The organism is Ferviditalea candida (assembly GCF_035282765.1).
Taxonomy (GTDB): domain Bacteria; phylum Bacillota; class Bacilli; order Paenibacillales; family KCTC-25726; genus Ferviditalea; species Ferviditalea candida.
In genome coordinates this window covers 84,290-102,545 of the sequence record NZ_JAYJLD010000002.1, presented here as the reverse complement: position 1 = coordinate 102,545, position 18,256 = coordinate 84,290, and the positions used below count along the sequence as shown (strand labels likewise).

At 50.6% G+C, this 18,256-nt stretch carries 14 protein-coding genes; 10 read left to right on the top strand and 4 right to left on the bottom strand.

What is annotated here, in order from left to right; translation table 11 throughout:
• The first annotated feature begins 67 nt into the window (after positions 1-67).
• From VF724_RS02115 to VF724_RS02095, 5 genes are all read left to right on the top strand, one after another.
• On the top strand, positions 68-298 hold the full coding sequence (locus tag VF724_RS02115; protein WP_371752666.1) for an alpha/beta hydrolase family protein: 231 nt from the start codon (positions 68-70) through the stop codon (positions 296-298).
• Positions 299-354: 56 nt separating this feature from the next.
• Complete coding sequence (locus VF724_RS02110; protein WP_371752561.1) at positions 355-1,806, top strand: DEAD/DEAH box helicase; 1,452 nt, start codon at positions 355-357, stop codon at positions 1,804-1,806.
• A 211-nt stretch (positions 1,807-2,017) separates the two neighbouring features.
• On the top strand, positions 2,018-3,691 hold the full coding sequence (locus VF724_RS02105; RefSeq protein WP_371752560.1) for an S-layer homology domain-containing protein: 1,674 nt from the start codon (positions 2,018-2,020) through the stop codon (positions 3,689-3,691).
• Between the two features lie 204 nt (positions 3,692-3,895).
• On the top strand, positions 3,896-4,636 hold the full coding sequence (locus VF724_RS02100) for an ABC transporter ATP-binding protein (protein ID WP_371752559.1): 741 nt from the start codon (positions 3,896-3,898) through the stop codon (positions 4,634-4,636).
• Positions 4,637-4,638: 2 nt separating this feature from the next.
• Positions 4,639-5,844, top strand: a complete 1,206-nt coding sequence (locus VF724_RS02095; protein WP_371752558.1) for an ABC transporter permease — start codon at positions 4,639-4,641, stop codon at positions 5,842-5,844.
• Positions 5,845-5,909: 65 nt separating this feature from the next.
• Here the strand turns inward: VF724_RS02095 and VF724_RS02090 are convergent, their stop codons facing one another.
• Positions 5,910-7,211: an aminotransferase class I/II-fold pyridoxal phosphate-dependent enzyme gene (locus VF724_RS02090; RefSeq protein WP_371752557.1), complete on the bottom strand. Its 1,302-nt coding sequence runs from the start codon at positions 7,209-7,211 to the stop codon at positions 5,910-5,912.
• Positions 7,212-7,519: 308 nt separating this feature from the next.
• Between VF724_RS02090 and VF724_RS02085 the strand changes: the two genes are divergently transcribed.
• Positions 7,520-9,052 (top strand): ATP-binding protein, encoded by a 1,533-nt coding sequence (locus VF724_RS02085; protein WP_371752556.1) that lies wholly within the window; start codon positions 7,520-7,522, stop codon positions 9,050-9,052.
• On the opposite strand, the gene VF724_RS02080 is transcribed toward VF724_RS02085, so the two are convergent.
• A complete protein-coding gene (locus VF724_RS02080) occupies positions 9,049-10,278 on the bottom strand; it encodes an MFS transporter (protein ID WP_371752555.1) in 1,230 nt (409 codons plus the stop codon). The two genes, VF724_RS02085 and VF724_RS02080, sit on opposite strands and share 4 nt — an antisense overlap.
• 35 nt (positions 10,279-10,313) lie before the next feature.
• The gene (gene asd / locus VF724_RS02075; RefSeq protein WP_371752554.1) at positions 10,314-11,105 is read right to left on the bottom strand and encodes an archaetidylserine decarboxylase; all 792 of its coding nucleotides are present in this window, start codon (positions 11,103-11,105) and stop codon (positions 10,314-10,316) included.
• 163 nt (positions 11,106-11,268) lie between these two features.
• Here asd and VF724_RS02070 point away from each other — a divergent pair, with 163 nt between their 5' ends.
• The gene (locus VF724_RS02070; protein ID WP_371752553.1) at positions 11,269-11,661 is read left to right on the top strand and encodes a hypothetical protein; all 393 of its coding nucleotides are present in this window, start codon (positions 11,269-11,271) and stop codon (positions 11,659-11,661) included.
• Here VF724_RS02070 and VF724_RS02065 read toward each other — a convergent pair.
• The gene (locus VF724_RS02065) at positions 11,570-12,643 is read right to left on the bottom strand and encodes a YheC/YheD family endospore coat-associated protein (protein ID WP_371752552.1); all 1,074 of its coding nucleotides are present in this window, start codon (positions 12,641-12,643) and stop codon (positions 11,570-11,572) included. The genes VF724_RS02070 and VF724_RS02065 overlap by 92 nt on opposite strands.
• A 222-nt stretch (positions 12,644-12,865) precedes the next feature.
• Between VF724_RS02065 and VF724_RS02060 the strand changes: the two genes are divergently transcribed.
• The 3 genes from VF724_RS02060 (at position 12,866) to VF724_RS02050 (ending at position 18,247) form a co-directional block, all read left to right on the top strand.
• Positions 12,866-14,044 carry a glycosyltransferase family 4 protein gene (locus VF724_RS02060; protein ID WP_371752551.1) on the top strand — a complete coding sequence of 393 codons (1,179 nt, stop codon included), beginning with the start codon at positions 12,866-12,868 and terminating at the stop codon, positions 14,042-14,044.
• Positions 14,045-14,124: 80 nt separating this feature from the next.
• Positions 14,125-16,782, top strand: coding sequence for a WIAG-tail domain (locus VF724_RS02055; protein WP_371752550.1), 2,658 nt, complete (start codon positions 14,125-14,127; stop codon positions 16,780-16,782).
• A 169-nt stretch (positions 16,783-16,951) separates the two neighbouring features.
• The gene (locus VF724_RS02050; protein ID WP_371752549.1) at positions 16,952-18,247 is read left to right on the top strand and encodes a glycosyltransferase family 2 protein; all 1,296 of its coding nucleotides are present in this window, start codon (positions 16,952-16,954) and stop codon (positions 18,245-18,247) included.
• Positions 18,248-18,256 lie beyond the last annotated feature (9 nt).

Genomic DNA, 18,256 nt, shown 5'->3' with positions numbered 1-18,256 from the left:
ATATGGCATATTATTCCGTCTACGGAAGGAATTGTGACGATGCGAATGCTCAGGCGGGTGGTCGGAGATCCCCCGCAAGCAGCCGGAAGAATACCGCCGCAGGTCTGCGCTGTACTATATTGATGAAATCAGGACACCGCTGATGATCGTTCACGGCGAAAAGGACGTGCAAGTCGGCGTCAGCCATGCCGTCCGCTTGTCGGAGGCGCTGCGGGAGCGGGGCATCGCCCATGAGCTGGGGATTTATCCGGGGCTGGGCCATGTGTTTCCGCAGGCTGAGGACAGCAGGGCGCTCTAAGAAATCTTCGCATGGATCGGCAAGCAGCGCTAAACTAACAGGAAAGTTGGGATTTTATGACGGCTGGTTTTGAGACGTTGGGTATCGGAGAGGAATGGATCCGTTCCCTGAAGGAAATGCAGATTTCCATACCGACCCCCATTCAGGTACAAGCGATTCCCCCACTGTTGGAGGGCCGCGATGTGATCGCGCAATCCCGGACCGGTACGGGGAAAACTCTGGCATTTCTGCTGCCTCTCTTGCAGAAGCTTGATTTGAGCGAAAACAAAGACAAGCTTCAGGCGATGATTGTCGTGCCCACACATGAGCTGGCGGTTCAAATCATGCAGGTGATTCAGACGGTCGGCCGTTTCAGTCCCGAGCTTGAGGCGCAAATGCTGATCGGCGGGACGGCGGTCAAGCGCCAGATGGAAAAGCTCCGCAGGCATCCGCAGATCGTTGTCGGAACGCCGGGGCGGATTCTGGAGCTGATCGGATTGCGCAAGCTGAAGGTTCATTATGTGCGGAGCATTGTCGTCGATGAAGCGGATCAAGTCTTTGCGTTGGGATCTATCGGGGAGGTCGGCGATATTTTGCGCCGGCTGCTGAGAGACAGACAGATCGCCCTGTTTTCCGCGACGATTCCGAAGGCCTTGGAGCGGCTGGCGGCCGAATGGATGGGCGAGCCTGTCCGGGTCCGGATGGAGGAAGAAGCCCGCGTTCCCGATACGCTGGAACATGTCTCCCTTGTATGCGAGCCAAGGGACAAGATTGATGTGCTGCGAAAGGCGATCCGGTTGTATCAACCCGGCTCGGCCGTAGTATTTGTGCATGATGCGAACCGGATTGCCGAGCTGAAGGCGAAGCTGGAGTATAAAGGGATTTCCGCGGAAACTCTGTACGGCGATGCATTAAAGATCGATCGCTCCAAGGTGATGAACCGTTTCCGCAGCGGGAAAGCGCAAATCCTGATCGCAACCGATGTGGCGGCAAGGGGTCTGGATATCGAAGGCTTGACGCATGTGTTTAATTTTGATCTTCCGGCGGAGGCCGATCATTATCTTCACCGTGCCGGACGCACGGGAAGAATGGGAGCCCGGGGAACTGTGATTTCCATCGTGACGCCAAGGGAGATCCCCTTTCTTCGCAAATTCGAAAAGTCGCTGGGCATCCGGATCGAGTCCAAAAGTATGTTTCGGGGTGAATTGATTTCCGGAGAAGAGTCCCGTCCTGTTCCCGGAGCAAGAAGCGAGCGCGGCAAAATGGCGTCAGGCAGCAGCCGCATCGCAAAATCCGGCGCCGCCGCCTTCGGGCATAGCGAGGATCATGGGGAAGCGAACCGCAATCTTTGGAAGCCGCATCGCATGATCAGAAAAAAAGGCGACGACGGCGGTGCGGCCGCGGGAGAATCTGCGCATATCGGCAAAACCGGCGCGGTCTTCGGGAAACATGTCTCATCGACCACGGGAAAGCACAAGAAAGACAAAGGCGCTCCCCAATGGCTGAAAGCCAAAAGAAATGAAGAATAAGGGCTCGCGATGAAATTAGTTCTACTGTTGGCGGCAAAGGTTCAAGCGGTTTAATTGATCTTTGCTTTTTCGGGGTTATTTCATCGCGATGCCCAAGTTTGCCCGCCTACCCCCCCAACTGAAAAGCCACTCCCGAAATCTATGAGCGAAAGAACATTTCGCGAATGTTCAACACAATCCATCATTTTTGAGATAACGGGAGGGAGATCATTTGAACAAGGGGAAAGCATTCAAAAAAGTCGTCATCACGGGATTATCGGCAGCAATGATCTTCGGAAGCGCGGCATCTGCATTTGCTGACGGAGACCATCATGGAAAAGGCAATAATGGACGTGGCCATAATCAATTCAAGCTTCATGGAAATGGAAAAGTGCAAATCAAGCTGGAGTTCAAGGATTTGGACAAAAACTTCGACTGGGTGATGCAAAACATCGCACGCCTTGCTTCCAAACGGGTCTTTGAGGGCTATGACGACGGGACTTTCCAACCGCGCCGGCAGATCACCAGAATTGAGGCCATCATCGCAGCGGTGCGATTAATGGGATTAAGGGATCAGGCCGAATCGCAGGCGGAAATGAGCTCCAAATTAAGCTTCAAGGATGCCGATCTGATTTATCAGAAGTATCCGAATGCTGTAGGCTATGTGGCTGTCGCGCTGGAGCATGATTTGTTCAACGAAAACGATAATGCCGTACTTCCGAACAAACCGGCAACCCGCCTGTGGTCGACGGTTCTCCTGATTAAGGCACTCGGCTTGGAGAATGAAGCAAAGGCGATGATGAACGCAGAGCTTAACTTCAGGGATGCCGATGCCATTCCGGCAGGCTCGAGAGGCTACGTGGCGCTTGCGGTGCAGAAAAATCTGGTGAGCGGATACAGCGATCAAACGTTCAAGCCGAACAAGCCGGTAACACGGGCGGAGCTCGCCGCGCTGCTGGACAGAACCGGGAATCAGATGCCCGATTACAATTCCAATGAAATCACGGGCACCGTCAGCAGTGCCGTTCAGAACAACATCTTGACCCTGAACGAAAACGGACAGACCGCAACATATACGGTAGACCCCAATACATTCGTTTTCCGCAACGGGGTGAGAGTATCCCTGTCCGACATCCAGGTTGGAGATACGGTGAAGATTCGTTCCTATAATAATGTAATCATTTATATCGAAGTTACCGGTCAGGCACAGCAAACGGAAACGTTCTCCGCGGTTGTGACAACTGCCGTGAATGCCAACGGCGTGATTACTCTCAGCCGAAATCAAAACGGACAAAATCAAACCGGGCAGTATACCTTCAGCTCCAACGCAACGATTTATCGCAATGGAACGCTTATTGCCGCTTCCGATCTGAAAGCGGGGGATCAGGTATTCGTCCGCACGGAAAACAATGCAATCACCTTCCTGCAGGTTCTTCAATCGGTGAATGATACAATCAATTATAGCGGAAAAATCAGCGCGGTGAATGTCGGTTCGAATGTGGTTGTCGTCACGAAGGACACGCAGAGTACGGCATTTGCAGTCAATGAGAACACCGTCTATCTCCGCAAAGGGGTCAGTGTCACCCTTGCTGATCTGAAAGTCGGCGATGAGGTTTTGGTTCAAGGCGTAAATCAGACGGCTTCAGTCATCCAAGTCACTCTTCCGGTCGAGGATCAGAATACAGCATTTACGGTTAACGGTTTGTTCAACTCCTTGACGCTGAATTCGCAAGGTGAGATCGCCGGAATTTCCGTAACCCAGAATGTTTATGGAGGAACACAGGTAACCAATTACAATGTTTCCTCCGATGTCACGATCACTGGCGATACTTCACTTTTGGTTCCCGGTCATGGGGTTACTCTCGAGGGCCAGAACCAAATCGTCAACAAAATCCAAATTCAATAAGACTTAGTATACTTTGATCCGGGGAACTCTCTTGGCGGACCGAATATCCGTCCAGGAGAGTTCATTTTTTTGACATTACCGATATACAAAATTTCGGGGTTGGAGAAAGGTCGGTTAAGTAGGAAGCAGCTGCAGATTCACGTTCCGGTGACCCGTTTTTCATGAGCGGTTTCGTCCGCTATAATAGGCTGTGGGGGTGAAAGGATGAAAACGGTTTTGAGTCTGGAACGGGTCGTCGGCGGATACAGTTTGAACAAACCCGTGCTTCACGGTATATCTTTTCAAGTTCATCCGGGTGAAATGGTAGGCTTGATCGGTTTGAACGGCGCAGGGAAAAGCACGATCATGAAGCACATATTGGGACTGATCAAACCGCAAGGCGGCTCCATCAGCATCTATGGCAGAACATTGGACGAGGATCCGGAAGCTTATCGCTCCTCATTTGCCTATGTGCCTGAAACCCCTTTGCTGTATAACGAATTGACGGTGAGGGAGCATCTTCGATTGACGGCGATGGCATACGGCATTCATGAAAGCGATTATCGGGCCAGAGCGGACCGATTGCTTGAGGAGTTTCACATGTTTAACAGCATGAATACATTGTCCGAGCATTTGTCCAAAGGGATGCGCCAAAAGGTCATGATCATGAGCGCATTTCTCGCAGAGCCTTCCTTGTATATTATTGACGAGCCTTTTCTGGGACTGGATCCGCTGGGGATCCGCAGCTTGCTCGAACGGATGCAGCGGATGAAGCGGCAGGGGTCGAGCGTTCTGCTGAGCTCGCACATTCTGTCGATGATCGAAACGTTCTGCGACCGCTTTGTCGTCCTGCATGAAGGCAGCATCCTGGCTCAGGGAACATTGGAGGAAATCGGACGGCAGGCGGGGCTGTCGGGCCGAACGCTGGAGGAGTTGTTCTATTCGTTGGTCAAAGGTGGAAAGTAGTAATGGAAACAAGGGAGTTGTGGAAAAAGCGAAGTTTTCAATTTTGGTGGGATCTGATGCCGTATCTGAATCTGATCATGAGAAGCGGATTAGGCGCTCTCCTCCTGCTGGGAATTCCTTTGTTTTTCTATTTTTATACCGGTTGGCTGAATCAGCTTTCGCAGCAGTATCCCGGTTTTGCGATTGCTATTTTGGCGTTGACACCGGTCTTGTCTCTCATTCAGGCAAGAACGTTTCTGAAGCCTGCGGATCTGGTTTATCTACTGCCCTTGGAACGGAAAATGCGCGGTTATTTTCGGGATGCGTTCATTTACAGCTTCTTCATGAAGCTGGCGGTTCTGGTTCCGGCATCGGCTGCGGTTTGGCCGTTATACGTGCGTACTGCTGCAGATCGTCCGGTCAAGCTGGCGGCGTTTCTTGCAGTTTTCATCGTCATGGAGATTTTTCATTTGTCCGCAAGCTGGACCGAGTCCCGGATGGTGTCCGAACGGGCACGGCTTTTTTTTCGCATGCTGCGGTGGGGCTTGACGGGTTTATCCATTTGGATGCTGTTTGTTTTCGAGTTTTGGAAAGCTTCAGTCTTTCTGCTGCTTGTATGGCTGACATTTGTTTTGATATTGCGACTGCCCGACCGGTTTGGAATCCATTGGCAGCATCTGGTGAGCTTGGAAGCGAGGGCTTTTTCCCGCATCTGGATGTGGATTGGCTGGTTTACAGACGTGCCGGGCATGGGAAACCGGCCGAAACGGCGAAACTGGGCAAGCCGATGGGCTGATCTGCTTTCATTGCGCCGGCGGAATACGGCTGTTTATTTATACGCCAAAACCTGGACGCGCACGGAGGGCTTCGGGATGACGCTGCGGTTGGCCGCAGGGGGAATGCTTGCCGTAATTTGGACGCCGGGGGATCTTGCCAAAAGCGCGGTTTGGCTGATTTTCATTCACATTATCGGCATCCAGTTGTCGGCTGTTCGCCTTGAGCATCAATCCGAATTCTGGTTTCGGGTATATCCGATTCCCAAGCATTTGCTTAACGAGTCCTTGGCCAGGTTTGTCCGATCCGTACAGATTATGTTTGCGGCGCTGCTGATGATTCCCTATGCCGCTTCCCTGTCTTCCGTTTGGCTGTTGGCTCCGGCCGCCGTGCCCGGGATTTTGCTGATTTGGTATTCGGGCATTCGGTTGTTGCAAAAAAGGGCTGCCCCTTAGACTCAAGGGATAGCCCGCAGTTGAACAGCAAAAACAGATGCCGTTTTATGATAGGATTCGAGTCCTCAGGCTGTTTGTTCGAGATCTTTCACGCCTTTGTAGATCAGTTCGAACAATTCCTCAATGTTCTCCTCTTCAATGCAAGAGAAAGCGATGCGCAGGTCGGTTTCGCCGAGGGCGATCGTTCCCACGGCGTATTCATTCAACAAATGCGTCCGCAGCTGCTCCGCATGGACCGTCTTCAGCTTTAAGCACATAAAGTACCCCGAATTGAATGGGTAGTAACCCCAGGCATCGGAGAATCTGCCGCTGTCCAACAGGTCTTTCACTTTGTTCGCACGGCCCTTCATGATGTTATACTTTTCTGTTTTTTGGGCGGCAAAGTCCGCAGATTTTAAGGCGCGCAGCACAAACGTCTGGGAAGGATGGGGGCCGCTGGATATGGTTGCGCGGATGATGCCCATCGTTTTTTGCTCAAGCGCATTCAGGATGGCTTCGCTCCGGCCGGCATAAGTAATGAAGCCGACGCGGAATCCCCAAACGTATTCTTCCTTGGTCGCTCCATCCACTTTGACGGCGAGCACTCGGGGATGCAGATCCGCCAGCTGCCCAAACAGCGATTCGCGCATGGAATCTTCAAAAAACAGACCGAAGTATGCATCGTCCGTAGCGACGACGATATTGATGCCGGCTTCCGCTCCTTCCCGGATGGCGGCGACAATTTCTTTCCCCTCCGCCGTCCCGGGGGTATATCCGGTCGGATTGTTGGGGAAGTTCAGCACGACCAGCGCCTTGCCCTTGTCTTTCTGGGCGAGAATCGCGTCGCGAAGTCCGGCGGCATTAAATTTGCCGTCGTTGTTATATAAAGGATAATAAACCATCTCGGCGCCTCTGCGGATGCCAAAGGTAAGCTCGTAGTTTTCCCAATTTTTGTCGGGCAAAATGACACGGTCGCCCGTATCCAGAAACAGATCGGCCAAGATGCTCAATCCGTGGGTCAGCGCATTCGTCACAATCGGATTTCCAAATGATTTCCCTTGAAGGGCGGGGTTTTCTTCCTGCATCTTGTCTCTCCATGCGGAGCGCAGCTCGGGTTTTCCGGCCGGAGGGGCATACGGATAAAGATCCTTGGGCGCAAATGCGGACAAGGGGTCTTGAAGACTTTTCAGGTGCATCGGTTGGCCGCCTTCGGTCGCAATTCCGATGGTGGCGTTATATTTGGTCGCCTTTTTTCCAGCTTCTGCGGATTGGCTTAAAATCCCTTCTTTCGGAAAATAAATGGCTTTGCCCAAAGCGGACAGCATGGAGTATACATGCGGGTTTTCTCGTTCGATCGTTTCGTTCAACTGCTTGACAAGAGCGTTCATTCTTTCCATCCTCCAGCATAGTGACATTAATTCTGGGAATATTATAGCATTTAACTTGCGGAACGTCACTTTCGGCGTGCCTTTCGACAATGGTATTTTCATTAATCGAGAAAACAATTGTCAAGTGACCGGAACGGTTTCTTTGTTTAACTAATGTTTACAAGAAACGCTTGTAAGAATGTTGATAAAATTTATATAATGATAGATATACGATAGATATAAGGAAATATCTTTCATGGGAATTATTAGGAAACTGTTCGGTTTGCACAACTATTATGCGTGGAAGCGCTTGGAAGGGACGAATTTCGTTGCAATCAAACAAACCGGAAGTTAATTTGAATGTGAATGATAAGGAAAACAACCTGGTCCGATTGGCCAACATCGGTCAAATTTCCGCAGGAATTGCACACGAAATCCGCAATCCGCTTACCGCCGTAAAAGGTTTTTTGCAGCTGCTGAGGGAGCAAACCTCCCACAAATATCTTGATATTGCCAGTTCCGAGCTCGATCGCGCCATATCCGCGCTGCAGAATCTGCTTCAGGTATCGAAGCCGGATTTTGACGACGAGCCTTATGAGCCGATCAACCTTTGCACGGAGCTTGAATCACTGCTTTTTTTGTTTCAGGATCAAATCTACCGGGTAAGTATAGAAAAAGATTTCCGAGATTGCGAAATGGTAATTAACGGAAAACGGAATCAGCTGAAAAAAGCGCTGTTCAATTTATTGAAAAACGCATTTGAGGCGATTTCCGATGAAGGCTTGATCACGGTGCAGCATTACGGAAAAGACGATCGTCTGATCGTCAGCGTACGGGATTCGGGCGTCGGTCTTTCGGCAGATCAATTGAAATTGCTCGGCACTCCGTTCTATACGACCAAGGCCGATGGTACCGGCATGGGACTGACCCAAGTATATTCGACCATTTACCAGCATGAGGCGGAAATTGAAGTTCACAGTAAAGAAGGGGAAGGCACGGAGTTTATTTTATCCTTTCCTTTGGGAGAGCGGGGTGTTGAATCCGGTCCAACGGAGATATTGCCGGATGAAGGCGTCTCCGTCAAGCAATTTTTGCGGCGGAATAAAGCAGCGCTCTGCCGAACGCTGACAGCGTCGGCTGAACCTTTTTTCAAGCGATTGGAGGCCGGTGGACGGATCGAACCGCACATCTTTACGGAAATGATGGAGCTTTTGCTGGATATGACTGCGGAAGGCGGGAGTCAGGAGCTGACGCTCCTGTCCAGAACGAAAGCGAAAGCGGCGGCGCAAGGTGGTGTGCCTATCGGGAAAGTGCTGGAGTTTCTGCACCTGATCCGAATGGAGCTGATTCGCTCGCTGGAAGAATATGCGACAGTGACCTGGCCGAATGACAGGAACAAAATTCTGGCATTTGAACGCAATGTCCACGTGATGTTGGACACATGCATGCTTGAATTTGTGGAGAGCTATCAGACCTGTTTGGCGGAAGAGGAGAGCATCCGCCGGGAATCGGAGGAGATCGGCTCCGCCGTTCTCATTCCAGTAGGGCTGTCGGCTTGTCTGCTTCCTCTGCACGGCTTGTTGAATGACGGGAAAACAAGAAAAATCAAGGATAAAATCCTGCGGGAAATCAAAAGTTTGAGGATCAACAACCTCGTTGTAGACTTGACGGGCATCTCCGGAATGGATATCGCGGGAGCCGGTCATTTGCTCAACATGATCAACGCCCTCCGATTAATGGGCATTCAGATTACGCTTACGGGAATCCGCGCCGAGATTGCCAATTTCTTGGTTGATTCGGGTATGCGCATCTTCGATGCTGTGGACATCAAAGCGGATCTATACCATTATCTGCAGGGTTAGCTCTCTGTCTCCACGCCCCATTTCCTGAGTGTTTGATCGGTCGGCAGCAGCAAGGCAACCAGGCCGGACAGCGGCAAATAGCTGCTGAGCTTCATGATTTCGGCAATCCCGATTTTGTCCGCCAGTCCGCCCAGCACAGCGGACCCGATCGCCCCCATGCCGAATGCCAAGCCGATGGTCAACCCCGAGACCATTCCCACTCTTCCCGGCATTAATTCCTGTGCATACACGACCAGCACCGAAAAACTCGAAAGAATGATAAAGCCGTTGACCAGGCTGATGACGTAAGCCCAGAACAAGTTGGCGTAGGGGAGCAGCATGGCCAGCGGGGCAGATCCCAGCATAGAGAACAATAGAATGTTTCGCTTTCCTAAACGGTCGGACAGCGGTCCGCCCAGGAATGTACCGATTGCGCCGGCGGCGAGAAAAAGGAAAATATAAATCTGTGTCTGCTGCAGCGGAATATGATATTTGTCGAGCAGAAAAAAAGGATAGTAATTCGTAATGGCGGAATGATACCACGATCTGGCAAACACGAAAACCAGCAATAAACTCATGGCAACGGCAACCTTTCTTTGCCGGTTGGCCCCGCTTTGGGCAGCTTTGGTTTTCGCCCGGAGTGAATGGGTATGATGGAGGATTTGCCTGTACCACTCGGCAATGTACAACTGAATCAGGATTGCCGTAAATGCGGCGATCGTGAACCAGATCGCTCCGAACTGCCCCAATCGGACAAAAATCAATGCCGTCATGATCGGGGCCAGCGATTGGCCGGAATTGCCGCCAACCTGAAAAATGGACTGGGCCAGTCCTTTTCTTGCGCCCGCCGCCATATGCGCTACGCGTGAAGCTTCCGGATGGAACACGGCCGATCCGATGCCGACCATAATGACGGACATCAGCACAAAGTAGAAGCTCGGTGCAAAGGCAAGTCCCAGCATCCCCAGGAAAGTCGACGACATCCCGATGGGAAGCAGATAAGGCGAAGGCTTGAGATCCGTATACAGCCCGAATGCCGGCTGCAGGACGGAAGCGGTGATGTTCAAAGCAAATACGATCAAACCGACCTGCAAATAGCTGAGGCTCATCGACGACTTCAGAATGGGCAGGATGGCCGGGATGACGGCTTGCATCGAATCGTTGAGCAGATGGACAAGGCTGATGGCAAATAAGATGTGATACATGGTTTTGCGCATTTCCTGGCGGTTGGCTAATGCCGCTTGCATTGCTGGTTTCCCCTCTCCAATGGCGTTGCTTGGAATCAGACTTTTTTCTCTATTTTCCCCAAGCTTTGGCCCATCCGTACCGGCATCCCGATATTCAAATCCTCCCGGCAGCGGAATGTTCCGTTTTCCATTAACAGGACGACCGTTGAACCGAATTCAAAATAGGCCAACTCGTCTCCCTTATTGATCTGGCCGGGCAGAGGTTCGACATAGCGGATGCTGCTGACATTCATGGCGCCGACCTTTACGACCGCCAATTCCCCTGCGGCATGCTGAATATAGGTGATCAGCCGTTCATTGCGGCTCAATACCCTGCGCATTTCCCGCAGCGCGAAATCATGGACGGGATACACCTTTCCGGCAATATGCTCGGTCTCGACGATTTTTCCTCCGATCGGGGCATGGATCCGGTGATAATCGGAAGGGCTTAAATACAGCACAAAGTAAAACCCGTCCCGGTAATTGACTTTACGGGGCGAATCATTCAACAGCTCGTCGATGGTATAATCCTGTCCTTTTACATTGACGATCCGGCCGCTTTCGATTGTCCCGAGTCCCGTGATTACGGCGTCAACCGGGCTGATGACGGATGAAGCGTCCCCGTCGATGGCCCTGACGTCAGGCTTTAGCCTCCGCGTAAAAAACTCGTTGAGCGACTGGTATTCATCCAGTCTTTTTTCCGCATCCTCGATGCGGATACCGTATATTTTGGCAAAATGCGGGATGAACGGTTTGCTGAATTTCGACTTGGCATAAGAGCCGGTTATCCTGGAAATCCATTTCCTGGAGGTCAGTTCCGTTAGCAAGCGCAGAAACGATTTCATCATGAATGGCTTCTCCTTGTTTCCGAGGCTCTGAATAGGCTGCAGCAGAAGATGAGACGGTTCTCCGCTTATCTTGACACAGAATGAGCGACAAATCAATACGGGTAAGAAAAACGTATAAAAACAATCGGGAAAGGAGATAGATGGAGTGATGAGGTGAGCATAAGTGAACGTAATGATTGTTGCGGGAATTATCTTCATGCCGTTGGCGATGGCGGTCGTCGGCGTTCTCTGGAGAAACGCGCGGACGGTGCACCATTTGCTGGCGGCGCTTGCCGCTTTTGCCGTGTTTGCGGTTTCCTCCGTCAAAATCGTAGAGATTATCAGTCAAGGCACGGTATATATGACCGATATTCACGGCATTTTTGTCAATCCTTTTTTTCTGACCGGCGGCGCTTATTTGGGGGGTACGCCATTTATCGGCTCAGTGCGGCGGCATGGACAAATTATGTGGAATCGGACCGAGGTTAAAGCCGGTCATGCAGAAATTGCGCATAGGCGATCGGATTTCGATAGAGCGCCTTGTTTTCTTCATACAGCCCCGCTTTATGCAGAATGATTCGCCGATCCCGGTTGTTGCATTCAATGAACAGGGGGAAGCCTTCCGGCGTTAGCCCGATATCGAGACCGAGGTCCGCCAGATTGGGCAGATGCCGGCTTAGATGCTCCGCAATCTGCAGCGACAGATCTTCGATGGATGTCTGGATGCGGTTGGGCTTCAGATGCGGATATTCTTGAAGAACGGTTTCCAGCTTATGGGCGGTTCCTCCTTGGGCCACATTGGTCAAGAAGCGGTTTCTCCTTGCGACTTTGGCCGCCAGACCGGTAATTTGCCAATTTCCCGTACCGTTTCGCTGCACGGCCACGCGCAAATCAAACGGCCTGTTCCGATAGGTGGCCAAGTTCAGAAACTGTTGAACGAGATAAGGCCTTGCCGCCATTTTTTTGTGCAGGAAACAGGGAATCTTGTCGGTAAAATGCAAGGTTCGCCATTTCTTATAGCGATTCCGGTATGTTGCCAGCCAGCCGTTTTGGATCCTCTCGATTTTGATGATGCCTCTGCCGATACTGCTGTTGTCGGGCTTCAGAAGCACAACAGAATACTTGCCGAGAAAATCGGAAAGGGAATCCGGCGTAGCCGGGGCTGTTTCCGGAAGATGGGCTTGAAGCGACGGATTTTTCATCAGCAGCCGATGAATGGTCAGTTTACCGTAACGGTTCCATTGGTTAAATATGAGAAATCCATTCTCAACGAATGTATTGACTTTATTGCGTCTCTTTGACCCGAAAAATATCGCCCGGTTGTGGATCACCCTCGGAACGGGTACGGTTTTCTTTTTAAAGCTTTTTCCCTCGCTTACATAGGCCCGAACAGAGGAAGAGCCGATTTTCAGATCACTTAGCCGAAAGTAGCATGGGGTCAGCCCGAATGTTTTGGCGTTTTCTTCATACAGCGAGATGCGCTCATGACCCGTTCTTCCTTTCGGTATCCCATTGAAAACCGGTTGATTCAAGAGAATCCCCACATATTTTTCATCCATCCGCCTCACCCCGCGCATTCGTAAATGCCTTTCTTTCCAACATATGAAAAAACAACTGCGGCGATTGGACGAACCGCTTGGTTCACATGTCCATATGCTCGGCAGCATTTGCCAGATAAAGAATCAAAGGTCTTCGGTCAAATGTTGTTGCTTCCGAATCCGCAGGGAATAAAATGAAGCATCACCGTTAAATCGGGCAATCGGATTGAAGGGGGAAAAGTAATGGGCAAGATGAGCCTCGACGTGTGTGTCGTGACCCCGGGTACGTTTCCCGTACCCGCAGCGAGAGGAAGCTCGGTGGAAACCGTCGTTTTCCAGGTCGGCAAAGCGATCGACAAGCGTATCCGTCTTTGTATTATTGGAAGAAAGACGAGCCGTCAACCCTCAAGGGGGCTTCGTCATGGAATCGTGTTTGAACGGGTTTCTTACCGAAATCCCCGCCATTATATTCACGCAGCTGATAAAAGAATTCGGGCTTTAAATCCCCGCATTATTCAAATCGAGAACCGCCCGCGTTTTGCAAAGCGGATCAAAAAAATCCACCCCGACAAGCAGGTTTGGTTGTCCCTGCACTCCACCACGTTTATTTCCAAGCCGCACATCGCTCCCGCCGAGGCGCGAAATTGTCTTCAATATGCCGACCGAATCATTGTCAACAGCAATTATTTAAGGGAAGAGGTGGCCGGACTTGCTCCCCGTTTGCGCGACCGCATTGTGGTCAACCATCTTGGCGTGGACCCGAAAGTGTTCGTTGCGCGCTGGGATGGCGAACAGCTAAAGCTGAGGCAAAAGCTGCTTGTCGACAAGGGACTCGTGAACAAGAAAGTGATTCTCTTCGTCGGCAGGCTGATTCAAAGAAAAGGGGTCCATCATCTGCTGGAGATGATGCCGGAATTGATTCGACGGCATCCCGATGCCGTACTGGTCATTGTCGGGGGAGCCCGATACGGCTCAAATCGGATCACGCCGTACGTCAGAATGCTGCATCAGAAGGGCGAACGTCTGCCGAATCACATCCGGTTCGTGCCGTACGTTCCTTATGACAAAATCCGCGAATGGTTTCTGCTCGGTGATGTTCTTGCCGTTCCGTCCGATCAGCGGGAAGCGTTCGGACTGGTGAATGTCGAAGCAATGGCGGCCGGAATTCCGGTTATCGCCACAAATGCGGGAGGAATCAAGGAAGTGGTGGAGCACGGGGTCACGGGCTATTTGGTTGATCCGCAAAACCTGCGTCAGGAACTGCTGGAGCGGGTCAGCGAGCTTCTGGACGATCCGCAGCTGCGGAGAAAAATGGGGGAAATGGGGGTACACCGGGTAAAAAGTCATTTCACTTGGGATCATACGGCCTGCAGGTTGGCAGGGTTGTACCGGGATGCATTGTCCATGAAAAATCAGGCTTGAACCAAATAGGCTATTATGTGACAATAGCGGGCTCTTGGTCATAATATGCAAATGACATTATTTAAGAAAGGAGCCACGCGATGAAGAAAAAAAACAGGAACATTCGGGGAAAAGGTTCGACAAAAAACGGATATGTTGTTTTAGATCCGAATATAAACGAGATGGAGTGGTTAATCAACCATTCGGATGAACGTTTACAGGAACCGGAATCAGCAAGTGACAAGCCGCTTGAAAAATCATCAACTTTTGACACGCTGGAAATGGTATCGAACAGAAAAGAAACGATTCAAGGTCCTGTAATATACACGGATGATCTCAACGATCAGGCGGTGACGACTGAAAAATTAGCGGATTATGCCGTCGACAGTATGAAAATAAGGGATCAAAGCGTAGGAACCAATGCGCTGATGGACTATGCTGTGAATCAGTCGAAACTTGCGGATTATTGTGTCACGTCGCAAAAAATAGCCTATAACGCGATTGATGAAGAGCATCTCCTGGATCATTCGATAACAGAATCAAAAATACGCGACCGCTCGATTTCTGGAGAAAAACTGAAAGACAACAGCATCACCAGGGACAAATTGGCTGATAAATCGATCGATGCTTCGAAAATTGCCGACCGCGCCATTGAAATCCAGCATCTGCAAAAGTTTATGATATCAACGGAATGGATTCAGGACCAATCCATTACCTCGGAAAAAATAAAGAGCGGTGCGATAAATTCCGGAAATCTTGGGAATTATGTCGTGAATACGGCAAAATTGGCGGATGGAGCGGTAACCAAAGAAAAAATAAAGGAAGCCAGTATTGTTTCCGGACATCTTCAACCGAACAGCATACTTCCATTTCACTTATCTGACGAATTGGTCTACAGCCAACATATCGCAGGAGAACAGATCAATTCATGGCACATCGCGCATGAAGCTATTGAAACGGATCATGTTAAAGAGGCAAGCATAACAGGCAACAAGATTGAAGATGGTTCCATTGCCTCGAATCATGTTCGGGAACATGCGATTCAAGAGCGGCATATCCGGGATCAATCAGTGACGTCTAATAAATTGGCGGAGGGTTCCGTTAATGGAGAAAAGCTGTCGGACGAGTCGATCCAAGGAAAACATATCACTCCCAATACCATACAGGGCTATCATTTGAGCGCAGAGTCGGTCAAGTCCTACCATTTGGAAAACGGGGCGGTGACTGCCGATAAAATTGGCGAGTTGGCGATCGACGGGAACAAACTCAAACCGGCTTCGGTAACCGGAACACATTTGGAAAGCGCTTCAGTGACTCAAGAAAAGCTGGCTCCGGGAGCGGTCCTGGGACAGCATATTGCGGAGGCGGAGATTGGGTTTCGCCATATAGCTCCGGAATCCATACAAACACACCACATTGCGGAGCATGCGATTCATGGAGTTCATATCCGGGAAAACAGCATTTCGGAAATTCATTTGCTGGAAGGGAGTGTTACTCGGGATAAGCTGGCGGAGTGTTCCGTAAGCGGAAAAAAAATCCTGCCTGAGACGATAGGCGGAAAACATATCAAGAGTAGTTCCATTCATGGCTATCATATTAAAGAAGGCAGTATCGACAGCAATCATTTGGTGAAAGCAATCATCACAACCGACCACCTGGCGGATAAATCCGTGACTGGAGAAAAGCTGGCCCCCAAGTCCGTCACCGAAGGACAAATCGCCGATCAAGCGATCCAAATGCGGCATATCCGGGACGCGGCCATCAGTGAAGCGAAAATTTGCGAAAATGCAATTTCCGCCAAATTGCTTCAAAAAGGTGCGGTTACAACGGAAAAATTGGCGTTTGCCTCCGTTCATGGGGAACAAATTGCAGCCGGCTCGATTTCAGGGGATCATTTGCAGGAAGGCTGTGTCATTTCGGAAAAGTTGGCACCCGGTTCGGTGACGGAAGCTCATATTGCCGCTCAGGCCATTCAATCACAGCATATCCGGGACGCAGCCATCGGCGAAACGCAAATCTGTGAAAATTCGATTTCCACAAATTTGCTGCAAGACGGTTCGGTCACAACGGAAAAGTTGGCGGTGAATTCGGTTCAACGGAAACATATCGCGGCAGAAAACATCTCTAGCGAACACATCGCGCCGCAGGCGATCGGCGGAATCCATCTCAAAGACCATGCGGTTGATTCGCGTGTGTTAATGGACGGTTGCGTTACGGAAGATAAAATTGCCGATCATTCGGTAAACGAAACTAAAATAGCTCCCCAAAGCATCAACGACCGGCACATCAAATTCGGTTCGGTCACGGGAGCTCATATTGCCGCTCAGGCCATTCAATCACAGCATATCCGGAACGCAGCCATCGGAGAAACGCAAATCTGTGAAAATTCGATTTCCACAAGTTTGCTGCAAGACGGTTCGGTCACAACGGAGAAATTGGCACCCGGTTCTATTAAAACTGACAAACTTGCCTTTCAGCCAGTTCAAACTGTTGACACAAAAACCAACGTGCTTCTGCAGCATGGCATTGAGACGTTTAAAATTGCAAGGGGCGAAGAAAGCACTCAAATCGTTATCAATTTTGACGAGCCTTTTGCCGGAACGGGTTATTCGGTAGTTTCGACACCGACTTCCTGCAAGTGTTCAACCGCCATCTTGGAATGCCGCCAAACCTGTGCTTTGGTCGAAATCATTCGTTCCTACGGATACTATGGGGATCTGGAAGGTTCTATCCATTGGATAGCGATCGGGGAAAAATGAAACATTGAGCGAGAAGACTTGCCGAAGCCTGCCGAAGGGCAGGCTTTTTTTAATCGCTTAATCCTACCTCTACAAGCGGTCGTTCATCATTGAATGGGCCTCGATAGGAGGTTTTTTTATGCCAAACAACGGGTAAGAAGCCGTTACGAAAAACTTGGAGGTTCATAAAATGGGGTTAAACTACACTGCAAGTCAGGGTTTGGAGAAGATGGCAGGTGAAGCCGTGAGGGAGAAAAAACGTGGACAGGCGCCTAAGCGTCGTCTCCTTGGAAGGAGCATCGGTCCGAAAGGTAAAGGTAAGCGCAGCATCGGCCGGAAACGGTTGTCCGCAACCAAACCGGTTACGGCAGTGATCGTCGCCATGAATCACGAGAAGTCTATTGCCGGCGTACTTAAGGAGGTTCGAAGGCTGCCTTTGAAGGAAACGATTGTGATCATCAACGGTTCGTCCGATCGAACGTTCAAGAAAGCCAGGAAGAATTCCGACGGGATTATAGTTTCTCTTCCCGAACCGTTGACAATGGAGCAAATTCGGTTGCTGGGAGCAAGGCTGGCAAGGACAGATCGATTGGTAATTCTTCATTCGGATCTTCCCGTCACTGCAGAAACTCTTGCTGCGGTAACGGCCGTTTCCGAATCGCCGAACATTGCCGCCCCAACCGGTGAAATCCTTGATAATAGTCTATTATCCGTAAATGAAGCGGTGACAAATACCAGCATCATTATCCCCACCTACAATGGAAAAGAGCTTTTGGCCGGATGCATTCGCTCGATCCGGGAGCATACGGGTGTTCCCCATCAAATTATTGTAGTTGACAACGGCTCCACCGACGGCACGGCAGAATTCTGTCTGCAGGAGAAGGTTTTGCTCATCTCATTGCCGCAAAACGAAGGATACCCGAGAGCCTGCAATTTGGGCATGAAAGCGGCTGACGGGAAAAATTTGCTCCTTCTGAACAATGATGTTGTCGTCACGAAAAACTGGCTGGATCGTTTGCTCGCTTGTCTTCAAAGTGATGCGAAGACAGGTATTGTCGGACCGATGACGAACTACGCCACCGGAAAGCAAAAGGTGCCAAGCGTTCCTTACCGCGGCTTGGAAGGAATGCAGCGGTTTGCCGAACAATGGAACCACCCCGATCCGCGACGTTGGCTGCAAGTGAACCGGATTGTCGGATTGTGCTTTCTGATGAGGCGGACCGTTGTTGAAACGATCGGTTGGCTGGACGAACGTTTTTCCCCGGGATATTACGAGGATGACGATTACTGCCACAGGGCCAGGCTGGCCGGTTACCGGGTGATGTTGGCCGGCGATGTGTTCGTTCATCATTACGGAAGCCGCAGTTTTGGCCGGGGAAATTCCCGGAAAAGGCTGCTGTTGAAAAAGAACCGCCGAAAATTCATCGGGAAATGGGGTTTCGATCCCCTGCTTCTCAGAAGAAGGAGGGGGCGGCCGATAGTTTAAACGAAAGGA